The 23,281-nt window shown below is 70.1% G+C and carries 20 protein-coding genes and 1 pseudogene; 8 read left to right on the top strand and 13 right to left on the bottom strand.

Features of this window, described 5'->3' with window-relative positions:
- Nucleotides 1-124: 124 nt before the first annotated feature.
- Complete coding sequence (locus ACFJIX_RS22580; RefSeq protein WP_377154940.1) at nt 125-2,413, top strand: di-heme oxidoredictase family protein; 2,289 nt, start codon at nt 125-127, stop codon at nt 2,411-2,413.
- Between the two features lie 26 nt (nt 2,414-2,439).
- Here the strand turns inward: ACFJIX_RS22580 and ACFJIX_RS22575 are convergent, their stop codons facing one another.
- Both ACFJIX_RS22575 and norR read right to left on the bottom strand, forming a co-directional pair.
- Nucleotides 2,440-3,648 (bottom strand): ATP-binding protein, encoded by a 1,209-nt coding sequence (locus tag ACFJIX_RS22575; protein WP_377154939.1) that lies wholly within the window; start codon nt 3,646-3,648, stop codon nt 2,440-2,442.
- A gap of 57 nt (nt 3,649-3,705) precedes the next feature.
- Entirely contained in the window at nt 3,706-5,358 is a 1,653-nt protein-coding gene (gene norR, locus ACFJIX_RS22570; RefSeq protein WP_377154938.1) for a nitric oxide reductase transcriptional regulator NorR, read from the bottom strand.
- Nucleotides 5,359-5,503: 145 nt separating this feature from the next.
- Between norR and hmpA the strand changes: the two genes are divergently transcribed.
- Entirely contained in the window at nt 5,504-6,691 is a 1,188-nt protein-coding gene (gene hmpA, locus ACFJIX_RS22565; RefSeq protein ID WP_377154937.1) for an NO-inducible flavohemoprotein, read from the top strand.
- Nucleotides 6,692-6,832: 141 nt separating this feature from the next.
- On the top strand, nt 6,833-7,666 hold the full coding sequence (locus ACFJIX_RS22560; RefSeq protein ID WP_377154936.1) for an enoyl-CoA hydratase-related protein: 834 nt from the start codon (nt 6,833-6,835) through the stop codon (nt 7,664-7,666).
- 71 nt (nt 7,667-7,737) lie between these two features.
- On the opposite strand, the gene ACFJIX_RS22555 is transcribed toward ACFJIX_RS22560, so the two are convergent.
- From ACFJIX_RS22555 to ACFJIX_RS22535, 5 genes are all read right to left on the bottom strand, one after another.
- Nucleotides 7,738-8,013 carry an HU family DNA-binding protein gene (locus tag ACFJIX_RS22555; protein WP_297524037.1) on the bottom strand — a complete coding sequence of 92 codons (276 nt, stop codon included), beginning with the start codon at nt 8,011-8,013 and terminating at the stop codon, nt 7,738-7,740.
- Nucleotides 8,014-8,331: 318 nt separating this feature from the next.
- On the bottom strand, nt 8,332-8,550 hold the full coding sequence (locus ACFJIX_RS22550) for a hypothetical protein (RefSeq protein ID WP_377154935.1): 219 nt from the start codon (nt 8,548-8,550) through the stop codon (nt 8,332-8,334).
- Entirely contained in the window at nt 8,516-9,832 is a 1,317-nt protein-coding gene (locus ACFJIX_RS22545) for a PA domain-containing protein (protein WP_377154934.1), read from the bottom strand. Before ACFJIX_RS22545 ends, ACFJIX_RS22550 begins: the two co-directional genes overlap by 35 nt.
- 3 nt (nt 9,833-9,835) lie before the next feature.
- A complete protein-coding gene (locus ACFJIX_RS22540) occupies nt 9,836-10,291 on the bottom strand; it encodes a post-PEP-CTERM-1 domain-containing protein (protein ID WP_377154933.1) in 456 nt (151 codons plus the stop codon).
- Nucleotides 10,292-10,344: 53 nt separating this feature from the next.
- On the bottom strand, nt 10,345-10,980 hold the full coding sequence (locus ACFJIX_RS22535; RefSeq protein WP_377154932.1) for a choice-of-anchor J domain-containing protein: 636 nt from the start codon (nt 10,978-10,980) through the stop codon (nt 10,345-10,347).
- A gap of 601 nt (nt 10,981-11,581) precedes the next feature.
- Here ACFJIX_RS22535 and ACFJIX_RS22530 point away from each other — a divergent pair.
- Nucleotides 11,582-12,371, top strand: a pseudogene (locus ACFJIX_RS22530) (alpha/beta fold hydrolase).
- 69 nt (nt 12,372-12,440) lie between these two features.
- Nucleotides 12,441-14,045: an HD domain-containing phosphohydrolase gene (locus ACFJIX_RS22525; protein ID WP_377154931.1), complete on the top strand. Its 1,605-nt coding sequence runs from the start codon at nt 12,441-12,443 to the stop codon at nt 14,043-14,045.
- A gap of 6 nt (nt 14,046-14,051) precedes the next feature.
- Here ACFJIX_RS22525 and ACFJIX_RS22520 read toward each other — a convergent pair whose 3' ends face one another.
- From ACFJIX_RS22520 to ACFJIX_RS22500, 5 genes are all read right to left on the bottom strand, one after another.
- Nucleotides 14,052-14,936, bottom strand: a complete 885-nt coding sequence (locus ACFJIX_RS22520; RefSeq protein ID WP_377154930.1) for an alpha/beta fold hydrolase — start codon at nt 14,934-14,936, stop codon at nt 14,052-14,054.
- A 357-nt stretch (nt 14,937-15,293) separates the two neighbouring features.
- Nucleotides 15,294-16,484, bottom strand: a complete 1,191-nt coding sequence (locus ACFJIX_RS22515; protein ID WP_377154929.1) for an MFS transporter — start codon at nt 16,482-16,484, stop codon at nt 15,294-15,296.
- Between the two features lie 267 nt (nt 16,485-16,751).
- Nucleotides 16,752-17,123 carry a response regulator gene (locus tag ACFJIX_RS22510; protein ID WP_377154928.1) on the bottom strand — a complete coding sequence of 124 codons (372 nt, stop codon included), beginning with the start codon at nt 17,121-17,123 and terminating at the stop codon, nt 16,752-16,754.
- Nucleotides 17,038-18,900, bottom strand: coding sequence for an ATP-binding protein (locus ACFJIX_RS22505; RefSeq protein WP_377154927.1), 1,863 nt, complete (start codon nt 18,898-18,900; stop codon nt 17,038-17,040). Before ACFJIX_RS22505 ends, ACFJIX_RS22510 begins: the two co-directional genes overlap by 86 nt.
- A 4-nt stretch (nt 18,901-18,904) precedes the next feature.
- On the bottom strand, nt 18,905-19,594 hold the full coding sequence (locus tag ACFJIX_RS22500; protein WP_377154926.1) for a response regulator: 690 nt from the start codon (nt 19,592-19,594) through the stop codon (nt 18,905-18,907).
- Nucleotides 19,595-19,945: 351 nt separating this feature from the next.
- Here ACFJIX_RS22500 and ACFJIX_RS22495 point away from each other — a divergent pair, with 351 nt between their 5' ends.
- Genes ACFJIX_RS22495 through ACFJIX_RS22485 form a run of 3 tightly spaced genes read left to right on the top strand, consistent with a single transcriptional unit; the run spans nt 19,946 to nt 22,037 of the window.
- Nucleotides 19,946-20,188, top strand: coding sequence for a hypothetical protein (locus ACFJIX_RS22495; RefSeq protein ID WP_377154925.1), 243 nt, complete (start codon nt 19,946-19,948; stop codon nt 20,186-20,188).
- Nucleotides 20,189-20,207: 19 nt separating this feature from the next.
- Nucleotides 20,208-20,813, top strand: coding sequence for a MipA/OmpV family protein (locus tag ACFJIX_RS22490; RefSeq protein WP_377154924.1), 606 nt, complete (start codon nt 20,208-20,210; stop codon nt 20,811-20,813).
- 39 nt (nt 20,814-20,852) lie between these two features.
- Nucleotides 20,853-22,037, top strand: a complete 1,185-nt coding sequence (locus ACFJIX_RS22485; RefSeq protein WP_377154923.1) for a sterol desaturase family protein — start codon at nt 20,853-20,855, stop codon at nt 22,035-22,037.
- A gap of 70 nt (nt 22,038-22,107) precedes the next feature.
- Here ACFJIX_RS22485 and ACFJIX_RS22480 read toward each other — a convergent pair whose 3' ends face one another.
- Nucleotides 22,108-23,238 carry a DUF4126 family protein gene (locus tag ACFJIX_RS22480; protein ID WP_377154922.1) on the bottom strand — a complete coding sequence of 377 codons (1,131 nt, stop codon included), beginning with the start codon at nt 23,236-23,238 and terminating at the stop codon, nt 22,108-22,110.
- Nucleotides 23,239-23,281: the final 43 nt, after the last annotated feature.

Below are 23,281 nucleotides of genomic sequence, written 5' to 3'. Positions count from 1 at the left end.
TAAAACTTGCCGACCGGCAAAACAAACGTGGACACTCCTGCCGCCTGACCCTCCCCAGGAGGGACATCACCAATCACACCCACAGGCACGGACACAGGCACGGACACGGGAGGGAGTCACCACGATGGGCAAGGCATTCGTCCGCGCCCTCCTGGGCAGCGCGCTGCTGGCCGCCTGCGGCGGCGATGGCGGCCACGGGCCGCATGACGGCGGCATCCAGATCGCCTCGGACACCGTACCGGGCGACACCACGACCACGACGCCCTTCCTCGCGCCCGCCGACGGCGCGCACCTGGCGCCGCTGTTCGCGCCGCAGTCGCCGATCGAGACGCTGCAGTTCACGCTGCCCGACGGCACGCTGATCACGCGCTTCGGCAACCGCGGCGTGGGACACCACGCCCGCGAGCGCGGCGAGGAGTGGAACGAGATCGGCCAAGGCCCCAACGAGACCGTCGATGCGTCGGGCGCCCCCGTCGACAAGGGTCAGGGGGCCTACCTGAGCTTCGTGCCGAACTCCTTCAGGAATCGCACCTGGGGCATGGAGATCATCGATAACAGCCGCGTGGCCGGCATCGCCAGGCCCTCGCTGAAGGTCAACACCTACAACCCCACGGTGGACTTCCTGCCGGGCGGCACCGCGTTCTTCCGCGCCTTCGACCGCGTCGGCGTGACCGGCTACGGGTGGATGGACAACGGCGAACTGCTCGACACGACGGGTTCGGTCTGCTCGCCGGTGGACTATCCGGCCAACGGTCAGCCCGGCACCGACCATTGCACGGTCGTGATCAGGGACTACCCGGGACACGCGGGCCTGGGCGCCGACGGATTCCCCGACGGCACGCGCGTCGACGCACGGCCGCTGAAGGTCGGCGACCCGATCGAGATGGCGCCGTCGATGTTCACGACGACGGCGTCGATGCAGGCCAGGGGCGACAACGGCGGTACCCGCTACTACGCCAACGAATGGGTCTACGTCGTCGGTCAAGGCCTGACCCCGTGGTACGGCGTGGCACCGCGCCTGAACAGCGCGCCGCTGCCGGCCTCCACGCTGTCGGGCGGCCTCGGGTCCGTCTCGTACAACTATTCGGACGAAGGCTTCCGGATGTTCCAGCAGCCGGCCAACAACACCGGCATGCGGAACATGCAGCGATTCGTCGAAGGTCGCCGCACGGCCCACAGCAGCTTCATGACGGGGGCGCACATCGAGCCCGGCAACGAACCGATGGCCGCCATCGCCGGCCTGGCGGGGCCGCACGTCAACGCCACGACCTGCGTCCAGTGCCACGTCAACAACGGCCGCGGTCCGGCGCCGTCCACGCTGCACCAGCGCCTGGACCGGATGGCCTTCCGCGTGGCCATGAAGGACGCCGGCGGCGGCCTCCGTCCCGACCCGCTCTACGGCGCGTCGATCCAGATGAACGCCATGTCGTCCTCCGGCGCGCCGGAGGAAGGGGGTTATGTCGTCCGGGTCGTGGGCTTCGAGACCCGCAGCGTCACGCTGGCGGACGGCACCCAGGTCGAGCTGCGCAAGCCGAGATTCAGGTTCGACGGCCCGATGCCGCAGCTGTGGTCGGCGCGCGCCGCTCAAGCGCTGATCGGCGTCGGCCTGCTGGAAGCGGTGCCTGAAGCGGACATCCTGGCTCGCGTGCGATCGGCCCCTGATCAGGACGGTGTGCTCGGCAAGGCCAACTTCAGCTTCGATCCGGAAACCGGCGCGACGCGTCTGGGCCGCTTCGGCTGGAAGGCGTCCAAGGCCAGCGTCCGTCACCAGGTGGCTCATGCGCTGCTGAACGAGATGTCGGTGACCTCGCCGGTGTATCCGAACCGCAGTTGCACGACCGACCCGGTGGGTTGTCGCACGGCGCCCGCGCAGAAGGGCATCCAGGAAGCGGACCTGAGCGCGCTGACGCAGTACCTGCAGCTGCTGTCGGTGCCGGCTCAACGGAGCCTCCCGAGCGGATTCCCGAAGGGCGTGGCGCCGACGCAAGAGCATCGCGTGGACGCGGTCCAGGTGGCCAATGGCCGCAAGGTGTTCGACGCGCTGCGTTGCGCGGCCTGCCACACGCCGGAGATGAAGACGGGCAGGAACCATCCGTTCGCGGAACTGCGCGACCAGACGATCCATCCCTTCACCGACCTGCTGCTGCACGACATGGGTCCGGCCCTGGCGGACAACCTGCCCGAAGGCCAGGCGCAAGGCGCGATGTGGCGCACCCCGGCCCTGTGGGGCATCGGCTACACCGCGAAGATCGCGCAGTCGCAGCCGGTCGGTTATCTGCATGACGGCCGCGCCCGCACGCTGACCGAAGCCATCCTGTGGCACGGCGGCGAAGGCGAGAAGTCGCGTCAGCGCTTCGAGCAGCTGTCCAAGGCGGATCGCGACGCGCTGCTGGCCTGGCTGAAATCGTTATAGGCGCCGGACCTGGGCAAGCCCTGAAGTCACGCGTGATGCTGGGGCCGCTCGCCACCGCGCAACGGCAGCCGGACCGTCACCGAGCTCCCCTGCCCGGTCCCCGCGCTGCTCGCGACGGCGATGCCGCCGTGCAGTTCCGCGATGCTGCGCACCAGGGCCAACCCGACGCCCAGCCCGCCCTGCACACCCTGCGCGCCGTGCACCCCGTGCCCGCGCGCGTGGTCCTCGCCTTGCGAGAACGGCTCGAAGGCGTGGCTCAGCGTGTCCTCGGTCATGCCGATGCCGTTGTCCGACACGGTCAGCACGGCAACGTCCTCCTCGCGGCGCAGGCTCAGGTCGATGCGCCCGCCCGCCGGCGTGAACTTGATCGAGTTGTTGAGCAGGTTGGACACCAGCTGGATCAGCCGCGTGCGGTCGCCGTTCAGGCGCATCGGCTCGCCGGGCAGCGTCGCGTGGAGCAGATGCCCGCGTGCGTCCGCCGCCGGCCGCATGCCTTCGACGGCTTCATCGACGACGACGCCGAGCTCCAGCGGCTGGACGCTCAAGCGCACCTTGCCGGTCGTGACGCGGCTGACGTCGAGCAGATCCTCGACCAGCCGGTTGATCTGACGCACCTGCTTGTTGGCGACCGACAGGCACCACTCGCCGCGCGGACTGAGCGCCTCGCGGCCCATGATCGACAGCACGTTCATGATGGGCGCGAGCGGGTTGCGGATCTCGTGCGAGAGCATCGCGATGAACTCGGTCATCCGCCGGCTTTCGTCGACGAGTTCGACCATGCGCAGACGTTCGGCCTCCTGCTGCATGCGGGCCGTGAGATCGCGGGTGACCTTGGCATAACCGAGCAGCTCGCCGTCCGGATTCATGATCGCGGTGATCACCACGTTGGCCCAGAAGGTCGAGCCGTCCTTGCGCACGCGCCAGCCTTCATCCTCGAAGTGGCCGTGCGCGCGGGCCAGCTTGAGTTCCTCCGCGGGCCAGCCGCGGTCGATGTCCGGGGGCGTGTAGAAGATCGAGAAGTGGCGGCCGATGACCTCGTCGGCCGCGTAAGCCTTGATGCGCTGCGCGCCGGCATTCCAGGTGGCGATGCGGCCCGCGGGCGTCAGCAGGAAGATGGCGTAGTCGAGCACGCCCTCGACCAGGCGGCGGTAGACCGCGTCACCGGCCTGCTGCAGACGCCTGACGTCGTCGGCCTCGCCGGGTATCTGATCGTCCTCTCGCCTGTCAGCCGTCATGTCGTCCCTTGTCCGTCCCACTGTACCGTGAGTCCTGACCGCCCCGGGCGGACGACGCTATCGCGACGGCGCGTGCACGCCGAGCCGTTTCAGCAGTCTCAGGAAGTTGCTCCGATCCATGCCGGCGTCCCGCGCCGCGGCGGCCATGGCACCGTCGTGACGTCGCAGCGCGTCCTCGATCCATTGGCGCTGGAAGCGGTCCGTCGCCTCGCGCAGCCCGGGACCGGCAGCGATTACCGGCTGCGTGGCGGGTGTCTCTGCCAGGGGCATACCGGATGCCTCCCCGACCCCGGCGCCGGGAGCAGGAATGACCGATCCAACGCCGACGCCGACGCCGACGCCGGGATTTGGTCCCAGGCCCTGGCCCGCGCCTGGAGCGAGGCTCAATCCGAGATGCTCCGGCTCGATCGCGATCCATCGCCCGCCTCGCCCGGCCCCTGTGGCCGACGACAAGGCGCGCAGCGCCGCGCGGCTGACGAGGTGCTCCAGCTCGCGCACGTTGCCCGGCCAGTCGTAGGCCAGCAGCGCCTGCGAGGCCGCCGGCGACAGGCGCAGGTTGCGCGCGCCGAGGCGATGCTGGTTCTCCTCCAGGAAGCCGCCGGCGAGCGCCAGCACGTCGCGGCCGCGCTCGCGCAACGGCGGCACGCGCAACGGGTAGACCGACAACCGGTGATACAGATCGGCACGGAAGCGGCCCCGCGCGACTTCCTCGCGCAGGTCGCGGTTGGTCGCCGCGATCACGCGGACGTCGACCTTCTGCACCCGATCGCTGCCGGGCCGCTGCACGTCGCCGCTCTGCAGCACGCGCAGCAGCTTGGCCTGCACCGGCAGCGGCAGCTCGCCGACCTCGTCCAGCAGCAGCGTGCCGCCGTCGGCCAGCTCGAACTTGCCGCTGCGATCCGCGACCGCGCCGGTGAATGCGCCGCGCTTGTGGCCGAAGAGCTCGCTGTCCGCCAGCGTCTCCGGCAGCGCCGCGCAGTTGATCTGCACCAGCGGTCGATCGCGCCGCGGCGAGCGCGCATGCAGCCGCTCCGCGACCAGTTCCTTGCCGACACCGGTCTCGCCGAGGATCAGCACGGTGAGGTCGGAGCCGGCGACGGTGTCGATCTCCTCGCGCAGCCGGACCATCGCGGCGCTGCGGCCGAGCAGCTCGCGCGATCCGCCGCGTGACGCGGCGCGGGCCAGGGCCTGTTCCTGCTCGGCGCGACGCGCCATCTCGGCGATGGTTTCCTCGGCGACGACGCCGGCCTCGAGCAATCGCACGATGCCTTGCAGGCGGCCGTCGTCGACGCCGTCGAACGCGTGGGGATCCAGCGCATCCAGCGTGACGAGGCCCCAGATCCGTCCGTCGACGCGCAAGGGCGCGCCCATGCAGTCGTGCACGGCCTCGAGCTCCTGTTGGTGTTCCAGCAGCCCGTCGTAGGGATCGGGCAGACCGGCATCCGACGGGAAGCGCAGGCCGTGGCCGCTCTCCAGCAGGCGCGCCAGACGCGGATGCGCCGCGGCCGGAAAGCGCCGGCCGAGGGCCTCTTCCGCCAGTCCGTCGACGGCCACGGGCTGCAGCACCGGAGCGCCCTCGTCGGGCAGCAGCCGCAGCAGCGCGGCGGCGTCGCATCGAACGAGGCCGCGCACGGCGGCGAGCAGCTGGCGGTAGCGGGAATCTGGAGTCACTTCGACCTGCGTGTTGTCAATCGGACATGGGCGCATCATCGGTCATTTCGACATCGATTTGACATCAGGGTCATTTGTCACTTTTCATATCAATGGGTTATGGATGATTTTGAAAGTCGAATCGCGCTGGCATGGAACGTGAGTAGAGGAAGCCATCCTCAACGAATCCGGAGTAGAGAAGCTCATGTTCAAGCCCCAGACCATCGCCCTGATCCAGGCCACGGTGCCGCTGCTGAAGTCGCGCGGCGAGGACATCACGCGGCACTTCTACCGCGTGATGCTGACCGACCATCCTGAGCTGAAGGCCTTCTTCAACGAAGCGCACCAGGCCGAGGGCACGCAGGCGCGCGCGCTGGCTGGCGCGGTGCTGGCCTACGCGAGCCACATCGACCGCGTGCACGAACTCGCCCCTGCCCTGCCCCGCATCATCCAGAAGCACGTGGCGCTGGGCGTGCAGCCCGCGCACTACCCGATCGTCGGTCAATGCCTGCTGGGCGCGATCCGCGAGGTGCTGGGCGCGGACGTCGCCACCGACGAGATCATCGACGCGTGGGCCGAGGCCTACGGCGCCCTGGCGCAACTGCTGATGGACGCCGAGGAGCAGGTCTACGCCGCCACGGCCGCGCTGCCGGGCGGTTGGCGCGGACAGCGCGAGATGGTCGTCGCGCGCAAGGAACGCGAGAGCGAGCTGATTACCTCGTTCTACCTGGAGCCGGTCGACGGCCAGCCGCTGCCGCCTTTCCACCCTGGGCAATACCTGACCCTGGTGCTGACCATCGACGGCAGGACGGTGCGGCGGAACTACTCGCTGTCGGACGCGCCGGGCAAGCCCTGGTACCGCGTCAGCATCAAGCGCGAGGACGGCGGACTGGTTTCCAACTGGATGCATGACGTGGCCGAGGTCGGCACCCGTATCGACGTACAAGCGCCGGCGGGCGAGTTCACGCTCGACGCCGGGGCCACCCGCCCGCTGGTGCTGGTCACGGGCGGCGTGGGCATCACGCCGGCGATGGCGATGCTGGAATCGGCCGCGGCCAGCGGGCGGCCGATCCGCTTCATCCATGCGGCGCGTCACGGCGGCGTGCATGCGTTCCGGGAGCGCGTGGATGTGCTCGCCGCCGCGCACGAGAACGTCGAGGCGCTCTACGTCTACGACGCGCCGCGCGACGGCGACGAACCGCATGAGATCGGTTACGTCACCGATGCGCTGCTCGCGCGACACCTGCCCGAGGATCGCGACGTCGACCTGTACCTGCTCGGCCCGAAGCCGTTCATGCAGGCGGTATACCGGGCGGGACGCTCGCTGGGCGTGCCGACGGAGCAGCTCCGCTACGAGTTCTTCGGCCCGGCGGAGGAGCTGGTCGGCGCTTGAGAGCGCTCTCCAATCGGCATCGGGCGTCGCGTCCTTGACGCGGCGTCCATCGGTCTCCCGCTAGCATCGTCCGATCCCCCGCCCGCTTCAACACGAAGACCGGGACGCCGGGAACGATCGGAACAACAACAGGAGACTCGAATGGACTGCCTCACCCTGACCGAAGAAGCCGGCGTCGGCCACCTGGTGCTGAACCGGCCCGATGCGATGAACACGATGTCGCCGCAGCTGTGGCGCGAGCTGGAAGCGGTGCTCGAGCAGTTGCATCGCAGCCCGACGCTGCGAGCACTGGTGGTCTCGTCGACGGGCAAGCACTTCAGCGCGGGGATGTCGCTGGAGGTCTTCCAGAACGGCGGCATCCAGCTCGACGACCGCAGCGCCGAAGGCCGCGCGGCGATCGTCGATCTGCTGGCGGACATGCAACGGGCGTTCAACCAGCTCGACGACCTGCGCGTGCCGACGATCGCGGCAATCCACGGTGGCTGCATCGGCGGCGCGGTGGACCTCGTGGCGGCGTGCGACATCCGCTATGCGGAGACCGGCGCGTTCTTCTGCATCCAGGAGATCAACATCGGCATGGTCGCGGACCTGGGCACGCTGCAACGGCTGCCGAAGCTGGTGCCGCTGGGTGTGGTCAAGGAACTGGCCTACACGGGCCGCCGGATGCCCGCGGCGCGGGCGCAGGCGGTGGGCCTGGTGAACGACGTCTTCGCGACGCAGGCGGAATGCGTCGAAGCCGCGCTGCAATGCGCGCGCGAGATCGCGCAGAAGCCGCCCGTCGCGATCTGGGGCAGCAAGCAGGCGATCCACTACGCCCGCGATCACGGCGTCAAGGACAGCCTCCAGCAGATGGGCTGGCTGCAGGCGGCGATCTGGCAGAACAAGAACCTGATGGAGGCGTTCGCGGCCGCTCAGGCAAAAAGGCCGACGGCGTTTCCGGATCTGGCGGCGCTGAAGTTCTTCCGCGAGGGCTGAACCACAAACGACAACGCCCGCCCTGCTTTCGCAGGAGCGGGCGCCGCCTGAGTGACAAGAAGCCGGGAGGCTTACTTGTTCACCGCATCCTTCAGCGCCTTGCCGGCGGTGAACTTCGCGACCTTCGAGGCCGGGATGTCCAGCGCTTCGCCGGTGGCGGGGTTCTTGCCGGTGCGCGCGGCACGGTCGCTCACCTTGAAGGTGCCGAAGCCCACCAGGGCGATCTGGTCGCCAGCGGCCAGCGCTTCGGTGATGGTTTCCAGGGTCGCGTCCAGGGCGGTCGCGGCCACGGCACGGGTCACGCCAGCCTTGGTGGCGATGCCTTCGATCAGTTCACTCTTGTTCATCAATGCTTCCAGTAAAAAACCAGGGTCCGGCTAGCCGGGGCCGGCGATTATCAGTCAGTCCTGACCACCCGCCTGTTTGAAGACGCAACCAGCCGCCCCCTTCACCCCGCTCAAACGTCCGCATGGCGGATTTCATCGCCCGTTTGAGCGACATCTCCGCGCCTGCTGACGACCTTCGAGCGAATCGAAGCCCACTTCGGGCGGCCACTTGCAAGAAAAAAGCCTGGCGCTCGCGCACCAGGCTTTCGAGGGGGATCCTACCGCGCCGGCCACCCACTCAACGGTCGGTGGCCGGTCCGGCGTCAGGACAAGGGCAGATTACCAGCCCAGATCCTTCAGCAGCGGCTTGGTCAGGTCCTTCGGCGGCACCAGGATCAGGCCCAGGTCGGGGCTGATGTTCGGCTCCATCAGCAGGTTCGGGGAGGCCGACACATCCCAGTGCGACACGGACGAGCCCGAGGCGATCGGGTTCGGCGTGTACAGCAGCGGGCGGCCCAGCACGTCAGCGCCGGCACGCTTGCTCGGATCGGTGGACAACGACGAGGTCGCCAGGCCCGGCTTGCCGCGGGTACCGTACGGCACCGACGCGATGATCGCCGCGCGCAGCTTGACGCCGTCGGCCTGCGAGACGCTGACCGTCGGGATCACCACCGTCGGGTCCGCGCCGCCCCAGGCCCGGCGCAGCGCCGGCCGCGTTGTTGGCGATGATCACGCCGATCGCGCCTGCGTTCTGCGCGTTCTTGGCCTTGACCGCGAAGCCGCAGGTGCCGCGATCGATGATCGCCACCTTGCCCACCACCGCCGTGGTGTCGGCCGGGCTGAACGGGAGGCAACCCGCGCCGTTGACCGCATCCGCCGACACCGTCGCCAGCGCGCCCAGCGTCAGACCGCTGCTCACCGCCGGACCGAAGGAGGCCGTGCCATACGCATACTGACCGGACTGGCCCGGCGCCGAGGACGCGACCTTCAGCACCGGCGTCGCCGACAGCATGCCGGCGCCTGCCAGCACGTTCGGACCGGTCCACGCCAGACCCAGCGGGTTGACCGCCGACACACGGCGCTCGGCGCTGGTCATCGTCAGCCAGCTCTTGCCCGCCGTGTTGTCATACATGTACTGCTCCCAGACGCTGGGCAGTCCACCGTTGGCGACGTAGGCGGTGCCGTCCGCATTCAGGCGGTAGCCGACCGCGGACGCCACCGAGCCGGTGTAGACCGTCAGCACCGAGAAGCCCAGGCCGTGGCCCAGTTCATGCAGCAGCGTTTCGACGAAGTTCACGCCGGTGCCGAAGTTGCCGTCCAGCCCCAGGTAGAACGGCGAGCCGTCCAGGCAACCCGTCTTGCCGAGGTTGATGTTGAACTGGGTCTTGATGTCGACGTTGTCGTAGCCGGAAGGGCCGGGAGGCTGATCCGCGCTCAGGTTCTCGCCGGCCAGCTTGTTGGCCAGCGCCTGCGGGTACCAGGTGCCGGGCGTGCCGCCGGGGAAGTCGTGCCAGATGTTCCAGGCGCCGGCGCTGCCCAGCACCGCCTGCGACGAGGTGCAGGTCAGCGCTTCCCAGCCGGCGTTCACCGTGATCGTGACGTCGCTGTCGAGCGCCTTTTCCCACACGTCCGCCACGTAGCGGTAGACGTACATGCGCTGCTCGCCCAACGTGGTCTTGGGGTTGCCGCCGACGGGCGCGACCGGCGTGGTGTCGTTGAAGCCGACGCCCGCGGGGTCACGGCTCTGGATGACGATGGTGGCGGCCTGCGCGACGCCGGCGCCGCACAGCGCGGCCAGCAGGGCCGTGCGAAGGACGGTCTTCTTGAAGGATGTCTGCATGGCTTACTCCGTGGGCAGGGCCGACTTGGCGACCGCGCCGCCGTTCTTCATGAAGGCCTCGGCCTCCTCCTTGCTGGCGAAGCAGGCTTCGATGAGCTTGCCGTCGGCGCCGCGCACCATGACGGACTGGCTCACCATGTCGTCGGTCAGGCGGACACCGACAGCGCCGCTGCGATGCTGCTTGAGCAGCGGCGTCATCGCGGCCGCGCGCGAGGCGACGCGCGCCCGGGCGTTGGCGTTGGCGGGCAGCGCCTTGAGGGCGTTGTGCTCCTCGGGGGTCGCCGGACGCAGGCGGCCGGTATCGGCGTCGCGCACGATGACGATCTGGTTGGTGTCGGCAGCCGCGATGGCGGCCGCGTCGGCCACGGGCAGCGATGCCGGAGCGGCGGCTTCGTGAGCCTGCGCCGCCAGCGGCAGGGCCGCGGCGATCGCCAGGCCCAGGGAAATGCGGGTGATCATGGTCGTTGTCCTTGCGGAGATGACTCGGAGGTTCCGATGACTCGAAACGCGGCTCAAGACTGTGCGCGGCGGCGGCGCGCGGCCACCAGGCCCAGCAGGCTCACGCCGGCCAGCGCCCAGGTCGACGGCTCGGGCACGTTGACGCTGACGTTGTCGACGCCGACGTAGTTCGCGCTGTCCGCGTCACCGAAATACTGGATCGCGAAGCGCGAGGTGGAACCGGCGCCCTGACCCGCCAGCAGGAAGCTGTACTGGGTCCATGCGCCCGCCACCGTCACCGTCGCCTGCGGCACGAAGCTGCTGAAGACGCCCGCGGCATTCACCAGGCCGTAGGTCAGCTGGTCGAAGAAGCCGGGCTGGATGTCGCCGCGCGCCCAGAAGGACACTTCCAGGTTCTCGGCGGTCGAGAACACGGGGCTGACCAGCCAGCTCGACAACGTGCCGCCGGCGGGCGCGTTGTTGTAGTTGGAGGAGATGTAGGAATTGGCCGCACCGCTCAGCGCGGTGAAGATCTGTTGATCGCCCTGCACCCACGGCTGGGTCGTTCCGCCCGGCGTGCCCTGGTTGGAAATGATCCAGCCTGGGAGTGCGGTGACGTCGTCGAAGCCCTCGTTGATGAGGGTGGGCCCCGCGTGGGCCGCGGCCGCGGCGCCGACGAGCGCCAGGGCCAGACAGGTCTTCTTGAACATTGCTGCGTCCTTTTCAGGATGAAGGTGGGATGTCCACCTGGACTTGGACGACGGCGCACCGTGATGCGGGGCGCCGTCTCGACTGCTGATGGCCGGCGGGAGGACGACCTTCGGGCGTGTCGATTCTGTGACTCTTGTCACGGAGAGCACGAGGGGGTCGGGCCGCGTTTCCCCCTCGGTGCGGGGGTGGTTCTTTCCCTAAGGGATCACCCTTTGGAGGCAGTCGCCGCGCAGGGGGTGGGGTCAGGACTTGCCGGGAGGCGCCCCCCGCGGCGGGACGCAAACGCCGCGCAAACGCATCCGCATTGGGGATGCGGGAAGGCATGTCCCCGCGCGCCGGTCGCTCGACGGTGGCGAGCTCCGCCCACGCAGGGCGATGGGCGCTTGACGCCATGACGACATCGCCCGCAGGGACTGTGGCGGCCTCAGCGTAAATACCGATGGGCAAGGCGGCGCGCTGTCCCCTGCCGTGTCACAGGGTCGACCGCCTCCGGCGTTCCGGCGGTCGGGCCCTCGGACATTCGTCCGATACCGGTGCGGGGCGTCAATCGCGACAGTAGAGCCCTGTCCCGACACCCTCCCAACCACCAGGAGCCAGACCATGAACATCACCCGCCGCCTCATCGCCACCGCCATTGCCGCCAGCGCCTTCGCCGCCTCGGCCGGACTGTCGACCGCCGCACTGGCTGCCACGCCGGCGGCCTCGGCCCAGCCCTCGGTCGTCATCGTCCACGGCGCCTTCGCCGACGGCTCCGACTGGGCCAAGGTCATCCCGCTGCTGCAGCGCGAAGGCGTGCAGGTCACCGCGGTGCAGAACCCGCTCAGCTCGCTGGCCGACGACGTCGCCGCCGCGCGCCGCGCGGATCGACGCCCAGCCTGGCAAGGTCGTGCTGGTCGGCCACTCGTGGGGCGGCACGGTGATCACCGAAGCCGGCACCTCGGACAAGGTCGCCTCGCTGGTCTACGTGGCCGCGTTCGCACCCAACGTCGGCCAGAACACCGCGGAACAGGGCAAGGGCTTCCCGACGCCGTCCGGCTCGGCCCACTTCAAGGCCGACGCGCAAGGCTGGCTCAGCCTGACTGCCGAAGGCATGAAGAACCATTTCGCGCAGGACCTGCCCGCCGCGACGACCGCCGTGATGACGGCGACGCAAGGCCCGATCCAGGCCAAGGCCTTCGAGCAGACGGTGTCCGCCGCGGCGTGGAAGACCAAGCCCTCGTACTACCTGCTGGCCACCGCCGACCACATGATCGCGCCCGAGGCGCAGGCCGCGATGGCGCAGCGCGCCGGCGCGAAGGTGACGAAGGTCGACAGCTCGCACGTGCCGCAGCAGTCCCAGCCGGAAGCGGTCGCCAAGGTCATCCTGGACGCGGTCCGGCAATCCCGGTAAGGTCCGCGCCGGCCGCGGGCACCCATGGCGCGGTGCCCGCGGCGCGCTCGACCTTGCCCCTGGGACGCCGTGACCGACTCTTCCTCCCCGCTCCTTCCGATCCCCTCGACTTCCTCCGCGCCCTCCGCCACGACGGCGGGCCCGGCGGCCTCGCGCGTACCGGTGCTCGACGCCGTGCGCGCGCTCGCATTCGTGGGCGACCTCAGCATGGGCCAGCCGGTCGACCATTCGACGCGGACGGCGTGGCTCGCCGCGCGCATCGCCGCGGCGGCCCGCGCCGAGGGCCTCGCGCTCGGTCGCGATGCCGACGAGGCGCCCGGCCACGCCGCCTGCGTGGCGCTGCTGCGATGGTCCGGCTGCACGGCCAACGCGCCGGAGTTCTCGGTGCTGATGGGCGACGACGTCGGGGGGCGCGACGCGATGCTCTCCAACGGATCGGCCGAAGCAGCGTCGGCGCTGGCCGGCACGCTCGGCGAGGCGGCGCTCATCCACTGCGAGGTCGCGGGCGAGATCGCCCGGCTGCTGGGTCTGCCCGCCAACATCGAGCGCGCGATGCGCCATCTCTTCGAGACCTGGAACGGTCACGGCAAACCCGCCGGACTGCGCGGCGACGAGATCCCGGCCGTCGTCTTCCATGTGGCGCTGGCGGGGGATCTGGAGATCTTCTCGCGCGTGCACGGCGTGTCCGCGGCCCTGCGCTACATCGGCGAGCGCTCGGAGGCGAAGTATCCGAAAGCGCTGGTGGACCTGGTGACGAGGAACGCGCAGGCGTGGATGGTTGCGTTGGAGGCCGGCGCGCATGAAGGCGGGGCGCAGGGAAGCAGCACACAGGAAAGCGGGCATGGCAGCGCCCCGCGCCACGAGGCCGCCGACCTGGATGCCGCGCTGGCCGCCCTCGACACACCGCTCGAACTGGTCGCGGACGTCATCGACCTCAAGCTGCCGTGGATGACCGGCCTGTCACGCCGCGTGGCCGATGCAGCCCGCGAGGCGGGCGCCGTGCTCGGCTTCGACGCCGCGGCGCAGGAGCGGCTCCATCGCGCGGGGCTGCTGCACGGCATCGGCCGCGCGTCGGTGCCGAACGCGATCTGGAGCGAAGGCCGCCGGCTCGGCGAGGCCGACCGCGAGAAGCTTCGCCTGATGCCGTACTGGACCGGACGTGCAGCGCGGCGCCTGACCGCGCTGCACGCCGAAGCGGAGCTCGCGTCCTATGTCGACGAACGCATGGATGGCTCCGGTGCGTTCCGCAGCGCGGCAGGCGCCGCGATTCCGATGCCCGCCCGGGTGCTGGCCGCGGCGGCCGCGTGGGTGACCGTGCGGACACCACGCCCCGGAGCGCCGGCCCTCGACACCGACGCGGCACGCGTCGCCATGGGCAAGGAAGTGGCCGCCGGACGCCTCGACCCGCAAGCGGCCGACGCCGTCTGCGGCGCGGAACGGCGCCGCATTGCCGCACCGCCCTTCTCGCCCGGAGCGATCACGCTCTCCGCGCGCGAGACCGAGGTGCTCGGCCGCATCGCCATCGGCGAAAGCAACAAGGAAGCGGCGAAGGTGCTGGGCATCAGCCCGGCGACCGTGCGGACGCATCTGGAAAGCGCGTTTCGCAAGCTCGAATGCAGCACGCGGGCCGCGGCGACGTTGAAGGCGATGACGATGGGGTTGCTGACGGTCTGAGACCGCCTACCTGCCGTCGTTCGGGCGTCGGCCGCTGGACCATGGGGCCCCGGCCGCAAGGGCCGGAACCCCAAGGACCACCGTCCCCAACCAGTCGCTGACTTCGTTGATCACTTCGGCGGGCTTGTCCTTGTGCGGCGAGTGGCCGCAGGCGGGAATCTCGAAGAGACGCGTCTGGGGGACTTCGCGCGCGATGCCGCGGATCTGCTCGAGCGTGCCGTACTCGTCGTCGACGCCCTGCATCGCGAGCACCGGACAGGGGATCGCGCGGATCTCCTCGACGATCGACCAGTCGCGGAAGGCGGCGCTCAGCCACGTGCCGCTCCATCCGCCGAACGGCGAATCCGGATCGTCGTGGAAGCGCGCCAGGCGCTCGCGCAACGGACCCGCCTCGTAGACCTCGACGGTCTTGCGGATGCCGTCGAGAGACAGATCCTCGACGACGATGTGCGGCGCGGCAACGACTGCCCCCGCCGTCGGCAGCTTCGCCGCATGCAGCAGCGCGATCGAGCCGCCGTCGCTGTGCCCGAACAGCCAGGGCGGCGACGTCACGCCCAATGCCGCAAGCACGGCGGGCAGCACCTCATGCGCCTGGCGATGCAGGTAGTCGACGCCCCAGCGATCGTCCGGCGCGCGCATCGTCGAGCGCCCGTAGCCGGGCCTCGAGTACACGAGGCCGCGCATGCCGATCGCCGCGCACAGGCGCGCCGGAAAGTCCCGCCACATGGCGATCGAGCCCAGGCCTTCGTGCAGGAAGACCATCACCGGCGCGGCGCTTGCTGAGGCATCGGCTGCGTCGTCGACCCCGCCATTCACCCAGGTGTATTCGATGTCGGTGGCCCTGCCGCGCCATTCGATACGAAGGCGCGGCGTCGAAGTCGTGCTGTTCATGGGCACGCATCTTAGGCAAGGTCAGCACAGACGCGCCGCGCCGGACGCCACCGCCTTGGCCGTGGCCGTGGCGGGCTGGCCCAAAAAAGAAAAGGCCCCGGTCGTGAGACCGGGGCCGAAAAGTCGTCCGCCTGCAGAGGGAAAAGGCGGACCATGCGAGAGAGAAGCATGGACAACGGAAGCTCGAATTCCGTTGTCAGGATCAACTGTAGGGACGATGGCGTTCGGCGACACGAGGCCAACGGCGCATCGTCGCCTCGGTGATCGCCCGATGCCCGTGTCGGGCGTTCGCCTACACACCTCGCACGGGTTGTCCGGCCTCTCGCAGTCGGTCCGAGGCGGTCTCGGAACGCGAGGTCAATCAGCGGCCGCGGGCGCGGCCGTTCGGGCCGTGCCGCCCAACGCGCGTTGCGCGCTGGCGGCCATGAACAGCGCGAAGAAGACGACGCAGGACAGACCGGCCGTCAGCGAGGTGTGTTCCGCGATCATGCCGATCAGCGGCGGGCCGGCCATCATGCCCAGGTAGCCCAGCGACGAGACCGCCGCGATGCCGTGCGCGGCGCTGACGCCGGGCACCTTCGACGCCGCGCTGAACAGCACGGGCACGACGTTCGACAGGCCCAGCCCGACCAGCGCGAAGCCCAGCAGTCCCGCCGATGCGATCGGCACCAGCAGCGCGGTCGCCATGCCCGCAGCGGCGAGCAACCCGCTCGCGACCATCAAGGGCACCGGCGCGACGCGCGCCCGCACCCAGTCCCCGCCGAAACGCCCCAGCGCCATGGCCAGGCTGAAGCTCGCATAACCGAGCGCCGACAGGCTGGCGTCGCTGGCGCGCTCCTGCTTCATGAACAGCACGCTCCAGTCGTACATCGCGCCTTCGGCGATCAGACCCAGCGCCGCCAGCGTGCCGATCAGCGCGAGCACGCCGCGCGGCAGGCTCAGCGGCTGTGACTCGCCGGCATCGGTCTTCATCTTCAGCATCGCGGCGCAGGCGCCCAGGATCAGCACCATGCCCGTGCCGCAGGCCACCAGCAGATGCGTCTGCGGCGTCCAGCCCAGCAACGGCAGCAGACTGCCCACACCCGCGCCGACCATGCCGCCGAGGCTGAACATCGCATGGAAACCGCTCATCAGCGGGCGGCCGGCCAGGTGCTCGATCTCGGTCGCTTCAGCGTTGATGGCGACGTCGAAGAGACTGGCCGTCGCGCCGAAAAGCATCAGCAGCAGGACAAGCCCCAGGTACACGCTGGGCGCGATCAGCATCGATACGCCGGCAGCACACAGGACGCCGGTCAGCCCCGCCACGCCCCGAGGCCCGAATCGCGCCACGACGCGCCCCGCCTGCGTCAACGCCAGCAACGCGCCAACACCCGAGGCCAGCATCGCAATCGCCAGCGACTGCTCGCCCAGACCGTAATGCGCCTTCACCGTCGGCACATGCACACCCCAGGTCGCAAACAACGCCCCAGACACGAAGAACTGGATGCGCAGCGCCCAGGCAGCCGAAGTCAGGCGGCGTGGCGTCAAGGAGTCAGAGATCGTGGTCATCGTGGAACGGCGTGAAGGGCTCGTTACTGTAGGCCCCACCGGGCGCACCTCGCGCGGATGTCGCCCCCGGTTGGCCAGGCGCGGGCTCTCCACGAGGCATGGGGCACCCCTCCAGGGACCCCAAGCCTCATTCCGGCCCCACTCGCGCTCGCTGACACCGCTCCTGCGCTTGACGCTGGAACATGCGACGTTGCTGTCGCTGTTGCTGTCGCTGTTGCTGTCGCTGTCGCTGTCGCTGTCGCTGTCGGGCTGGGGTCAGGTCTTGCGTCAGGAGACCATGCCGCGCAGGGCGTTGAAGAGCTTGCGCGGCTGCAGGGGCTTGAAGAGCACCGTGTGGCCGCTTTCGGTGGCACGGCGCAGTTCCTCGCGGCTGGTGTCGCCGGTGACGAGGATCGCCGGCACCTCGGTGCGGCAGAGCTCACGCACCGCGCGGATCGCAGCAATGCCGTCCGGCCCGTCGCCCAGGTGCAGGTCCGACAGGATCAGGTCCGGCGGCTCGGCCCGCGCGCGCACCGCCTCTGCCGCCTCGGCCGCGGTGGCGGCAATGATGGACTCATAACCCCATTCCTCCAGCAGCAGCTGCAGGCCGATGCGGATGGGCTCCTCGTCGTCGATGACGAGAACCGAGCGCGGCTCCATGACCGGCATCGGCACGGTGTCGGCCGCCGTCGTGAACTCCGGGATCTCGGGCAGCCCGCCCAGCGGGATGCTGAGCCGGAACATCGTCCCCCCGACCCGGCCGCGAGGCCACCATCAGCCGGTACCCCAGCAGGTGCGCCAGCCGCTTGACGATCGCCAGCCCCATGCCCAGGCCCTGCGTGCGGCTGCGCTCGCTCTGGCCCACTTGGTAGAACTCCGCGAAGATGCGCGGCAGGTCGCTGGACTTGATGCCGATGCCGGTGTCCCACACCTCGAGGTTCAGGTGGGTCGAGGTCGACCGCGCGACCACCACCACGCCGCCCTCCTCCGTGTACTTGATCGCGTTCTGGATCAGGTTGCCCAGGATGCGCTCCAGCAGCTGCGGATCGCTGGTGACGGACTTGCCGCCCGGCGAGAAGCGCAGCCCCAGCCCCGCCCCCTCCGCCTGGCCGGCGTAGTGCATGTGCAGGCGCCGGAACAGGTCGCGCAGCGGGAAGTGCTGGAGGTTGGGCTCGACCGTGCCGGCGTCCAGCCGGGAGATGTCGAGCATCGCGTTGAAGGAACGCTCCAGGCCTTCGATCGAGCGCATCACGTTGCGGATCAGCGGCTCTTCCTCCGTGCCTTGCAGGCGGCGCTCCAGGCTCGCGGCGAAGAGCCCCAGCGCATGCACCGGCTGGCGCAGGTCGTGGCTCGCGATCGCGAGGAAACGGCTCTTCTCCTGGTCGGCCCGGATGGCGCCGTCACGGTCCTGTTCGAGCGTGCTGACGTGCAGGTCCTGCTCCATCAGCAGACGCTTGGCCCGCTGCCAGCGATGGTGTTCGAGCAGGGCCAGCCCGCCGACCACCGCCGCGGCAAGGAACCACACCGGACCGGCCCCCGGCCGCGCGGCGGGATCGAACAGCCGCGCCAGGCCCTCGGACGCCGGCAGCACCGCGATCACGGCCGACCAGCGCCCCATCGGCGCGAGCAGCACGCCGACCACCGCCGCCGTGGCCGCCAGCAGCGGTCCGGTCAGCAAGCCGCGCGCGCCCGGCGATTCGGCCAGCCACGGGTGCAGGCTCAGCAGCGCGAGGCAGCCCGCAGCCTGGAGGTAGAGCAGGCGCCGGCCTTCGCGGTCGGAGAAGGCCATGCGGCTGCTGTCGACCCGGGATCCGCGGTGGGAGAGCGACCGCGCGGTGAAGACACAGCCCACCGCCAGCGCGATGACGCCGAAGACCCAGACCACCAGGCCCGTCGCGGGCATGCCGCGCAGCAGCGCCGAGACCAGCGGCACGGCGACCGCCGTCAGCAGCCAGGGCCAATGGCTCCAGGCTTCGTCGAAGCCCGCATCCTGCAGCCGGCGTGCGATCGCCCGCCGTTCGCGGCGGCGTCCTTCCTGGACGGACTCGTCGTTCTCCGGGACCGCGCCGGCGACCGCCACGAAGAGGCTCGGTCGCGGCGGGCGGCGCGACCGCTTCGGACGGGCGCCCATGCCGTCGGCGGGCGGCGGAGCGCCCGCGCCCGACGGCGTGGACGGGCCGGGACCGGCCTCACCCGGACGCAGGCCCGGCGCCGTTGGCGTGCCGGACGCCGGCGGCGCGACTGAACGCTCCGCGCCGGACGCAGCGGGGCCGCCGTTCGATGCAGCGCCTGACGGCACGCCAGAAACGGCGCTCGCCGGCACGTCGGGGACGTCCGGCGAGTCGATGAAGATCTCGGTCGGCGGAAAGGTGGTGTCGGGGGCTTGTTCCTCGCCCCGGTGATCGCCCCGCGGATCGCCTCGGTGGACCGTGGCCACCTCGTCAGCGGAAGAGACTGATCATGTGCGAGCGCGACTTGACGTCCAGCGCCAGCAGCAGCGAGGAGACGTAGTTCTTCACCGTGCCCAGCGACAGCTGCGTCGAGTTGCTGATCTCCTGGTTGCTGCAACCGGACAGCACCAGTTCGAGGATCTCCAGGTGGCGCGGGCCGAGCTCGGCCACGCGGTCGTACATCGCGGACGACGGGAAGCGCGGGAACAAGGTGCCCGACTGCGACTGCCGGTGGCGCTGGCCCTCGGCCAGCAGCGCACGCAGCGTGCTGCGCATCTCGGCCATCAGCGCGCCCTTGGGCAGGTAGCCCACGGCGCCCAGCGCCCGCGCCTGACGGACCACGAATTCATCCTGCGTGCCGCTGAAGACGACGACACGGGCCTCGGGATAGGCCTCCATGAACTGCCGCAGCCCTTGCAGGCCCTTGCAGTCCCCCAGGTTCAGATCCAGCAGCACGGCGTCGACCGCGCCGCCGCCGACGTAGGCCTGCAGACCTTCCTGCAGCGACGCCGCCTCCACCCACTCGATGTCGATCTCATCCAGCGACTGGTACAGGGTGCGGATCCCCGCCCTCACCAGTTCATGGTCGTCGACCAGCAGTACCCGGCGTTTCACCGCCGGCATCGCATAGCCACCACTTCCAGCCGCCTCGAACGTGCGGGCAACGGACACTGTTTCCATAGGGCCTCCCATTTTTTCGACTGACCGATGGGTCTCCGGCTCGGTCGTCGCTACCCCTCACTGCACGCCGGAGAAGGCCCGGATAATAGGCCGATGGTCACTTGCGTCGCCCCCTCTTCAGGGGGAACCCTGAGGGGGGATGCCTGAAACACTTGTGACGACATGTTGCCGATATAGATCGGCAACGTTGTCACCCGCCATCCCTATTTATAGGGCCCCAGGTGCATGCGCTATCCCCCATCTGGTGGGAGTTGCAAACGTACTCCGCACGGGACCTGGAGTGCGGACCGACAGATTCCTGCAAGGTCGCGGCGGACACCGCTCCCTAGAATTCCGGCAGCTTCCGTCCCCATGCGCCGCGCCGTCCATCCGACCCTCCCCCTGCCTCGCACGCGCCGCCCCGCCGCGGCCCGCGGCGCCGCACGGTCTTTCATCCCGCTCCTCTGCGCCGGCCTGGCGGGCGGTGCGGTACCGGCCTGGGCGGCGGGCAGCCTGGTGCTGATGGACGCGCCGCCGGCGCAGACGAGCTGGTCCGGTGGCGCGTCGACGCGCAGTTGGCCCTCCGCGCCCGGCAGCCGCGCGCGCGAGCAATGACCTGCTGCCGGCCCTGGAAGTGCTGACGCCCGAAGGCGCCTTCGTCTCCACCGACCTCGGCATCGGCTGGAACCTCGTGCCCGTGCTGGCCGATGCCGCCACGGCCTCGGTCTGGCAGGTCGGCGCCCGGCTGTGGCCGCAGTTCGGACGGCCGTCGCGGGTCACGCCCCAGGGCATCGACCGGCTGGGCTCGCGCGTCACGACGGAAGCGTTCGCGAACGTCCAGGCGACCTCCTGGCTCATGCTGCAGTCGGGCTTCTCGTGGGGCAGCGGCCGACGGCATGACGGCGAGCAGCTCGAGTTGGGTCTGACCTCCGGCATCCCGGTCGGCGACGACCTCATCGCCATCACGCTGGGGGCCACGGCGGCCAATGGCGCGCACCTGCGCAGCAGCTACGGCATCGGTCCCGGCGAATCCCGCGCGAGCGGCCTGCCCGAATGGCGTCCGCGCGCCGGCCTGATGGACTGGAGCATCGCCCTCAGCGGCGAGCACAAGTTCTCCGAGCACTGGTCCGTCAGCGGCCAATGGCTGAATGCGCGGCTGGTGGGCGACGCGTCGCGGTCCCCGCTGACGACCGCCAAGACCCAGCAGACCTTCAGCGCCAGCCTCTGGTATCGGTTCTGAGCAGGCAAGTCCTGACCCTCTCCTTCCCGGCCGTCCTTCATGCACCGTGTCCTCCTCATCGCCGTCCCGCTGTTCGGACTCCTGATTGCCCTGGAATGGCTGTGGGGACGGCTGAAGGGGCGCGACACCTACGGGCTGTCCGACTCGCTCAGCAGCCTGAGCCAGGGCCTGATGAGCCTGGCGGTCGCCGCGATCACGCCGCTGTTCCAGAACGGCATGTACGCGTGGCTGCAGCCGCATCTGGCGCTCGTTCCGACCACGGCCTGGGACGGCTGGTGGGGCTGGGTGGTCGCGATCGTGGTCTACGACTTCTGCGACTACTGGCTGCACCGCGTCAGCCATGAGAGCGCCCTCTTCTGGGCGGCCCACACCGTGCATCACCAGAGCGAGCACTTCAACCTGACGACCGCGCTGCGCCAGGAGAGCTTCTACGCGGTGATGGGCTGGCCGTTCTTCCTGCCGATGGCGCTGCTGGGCCTGCCGCTGGAGCAGTACGTCGCGGCGGGGCTGTTCGTGCTGCTGTACCAGTTCTGGATCCACACCGAGCACATCGGGCGACTGGGCTGGCTGGACCGGGTGTTCTCGACGCCATCCAACCACCGCGTCCACCATGCGGTGAATCCGGGCTACCTGGACAGGAACTACGGCGCGGTGCTCGTGATCTGGGACCGGATGTTCGGCACCTTCGCCGAGGAGACCGAGCCCTGCGTCTACGGCACGGTCAAGCCGCTGCACAGCTGGAACCCGTTGAAGGCGGTGGGCCAGTTCTACGGCGAGCTGTTCGACCGCGCCCGCGCCACGCCGCGCTGGTCGGACCGGATCCGCGTGCTGTTCAAGTCGCCCGGCTGGTCGCCGCCGGGCACGTCGACCACCGCCGAGCCGGACGGCGATCGGCTGCGACAGCCGCGTTTCGATCCGGCGGTCAGCCGGCTGGACCGCTGGCGCGCGGTCAGTGTGGTCGTGATGACCGGCGTGGCGTCGGCGATCTGGCTCGATGTCAGCGACGACATGAGCGAAGGCCGCAACCTGATCGCGGCAGCGGTGATCGCCGCTGGGCTCTATGCGGCGGGCGCGTTGCTGGCGCGAAGCGACGACGAAGAAGTCCTTCGCGACGACCGCGGCGAGCGTCTTCTCCGTCGCCGTCGCCTGCGCGGCTGGGGGCTCTACCTCGGCGCGATGGCGCTCTGCGTGGCGATGATCGTCACCCTGATCAGATGGACCTGACCTGATGGCTTGACGCGCTGCCACGTCGACCATCTCCTGCGCGCCCCGCGGGGACGGATGGCGCAGCGCTTCAGCTGTGCGGCCAGCCCAGCGCCGAGAGCGCGTCGTCGTAGGCGTCGTCATGAGCCGCCGCCGTGCCCGCCGATGAGGACGTCGCCTCCTCACTGCTGCCCACCTGCGCCAGGCACACCATCGTCGCGCCGCCGAAGGCGATCAGGTCCTCGACGGCCGCGACCGGGAAGTCGTGGCCGAGTGCGTCGGACAGCTTCTCGCGCAGCGTGTACCCCGCATAGGTGGCGAGGACGGCGCCCATCGCACCCGCGAGGGCGGCCGGCCAGGAGCGTCCGCCCGCCAGCGCCGCGCCCGAGATCGCCCCGCTGACGGCACGCGCCGCGAGCCCCGGCGGGTCGGTGCGATCGGGGGTCGACGGCAGCTTGTCGATGATGAGTTCCCCGATCGCCATCGGCGTGGTGACCGCCACCGCGTGCGTCGACGCCAGGAAGGCCAGCGGCGAGTCCTTCACGTCGATCCAGCCGAGCTTCGCGGCCCAGCTCGTGACGGTGAGCGGCGCGCTGGTCCGCGGACCGGCGGTGCTGCCGAGCAGGAAGGCCATCAGCAGCGTGCGCCGGGAATCGGCCGGCTTGACCGCGACGACCGGCACGCCCTGCGCCCTCGCCTCGCGCACGACCTGCGCCCCCGCGCGCACCCGGCCGAAGAAGCGGCGGAACAGCTGGCGGGCCGACTCGGTGAAGGCGCCGTAGACCAGGTGCGAGGCATACGAGTACGGATGCGATGGCAGCGGCGCCCGCGTGACCGGGTCGCCGAAGCGGAACGCGGGCACGAGCGTCTCGTCGACGACGGTCGCCGCCGCCACGCCGAACACGGTGCCGCGCCCGCAGGTCACGCGGGGATCGAGTTCGGCCGCCGCGCCGTACAGGCCGCCGACCAGCGATCCCATCCCGTAGTGGACGGCTTCGCCGGCGACAGCGCGCTCGCGGGACGGCAGACGGCGGCCGGTGAATGCCGCGAGACGATCGGCGGCACGTTCGGTCGACGGCATGCCGCGCACCCCCGAGGTAATGCCGACTCGCGCCAGCCCCGCCTGAAAGGCGGTCATCGCGGCGGCGCCGATCAGGCCGCCGAGCAGTCCGGAAGCGGTGCCCACGCAGAGGTCGCGCGGCGGGCGGTGGTGGAGGTCCATGGCAGTCCCGTCAAGGTCGGAGTGGAGCCGCCCTTGTGGCAAG

It is taken from the genome of Roseateles sp. UC29_93 (assembly GCF_042695725.1).
GTDB lineage: Bacteria > Pseudomonadota > Gammaproteobacteria > Burkholderiales > Burkholderiaceae_C > Roseateles > Roseateles noduli_A.
This window is presented reverse-complemented; position numbering and strand designations above follow the sequence as displayed.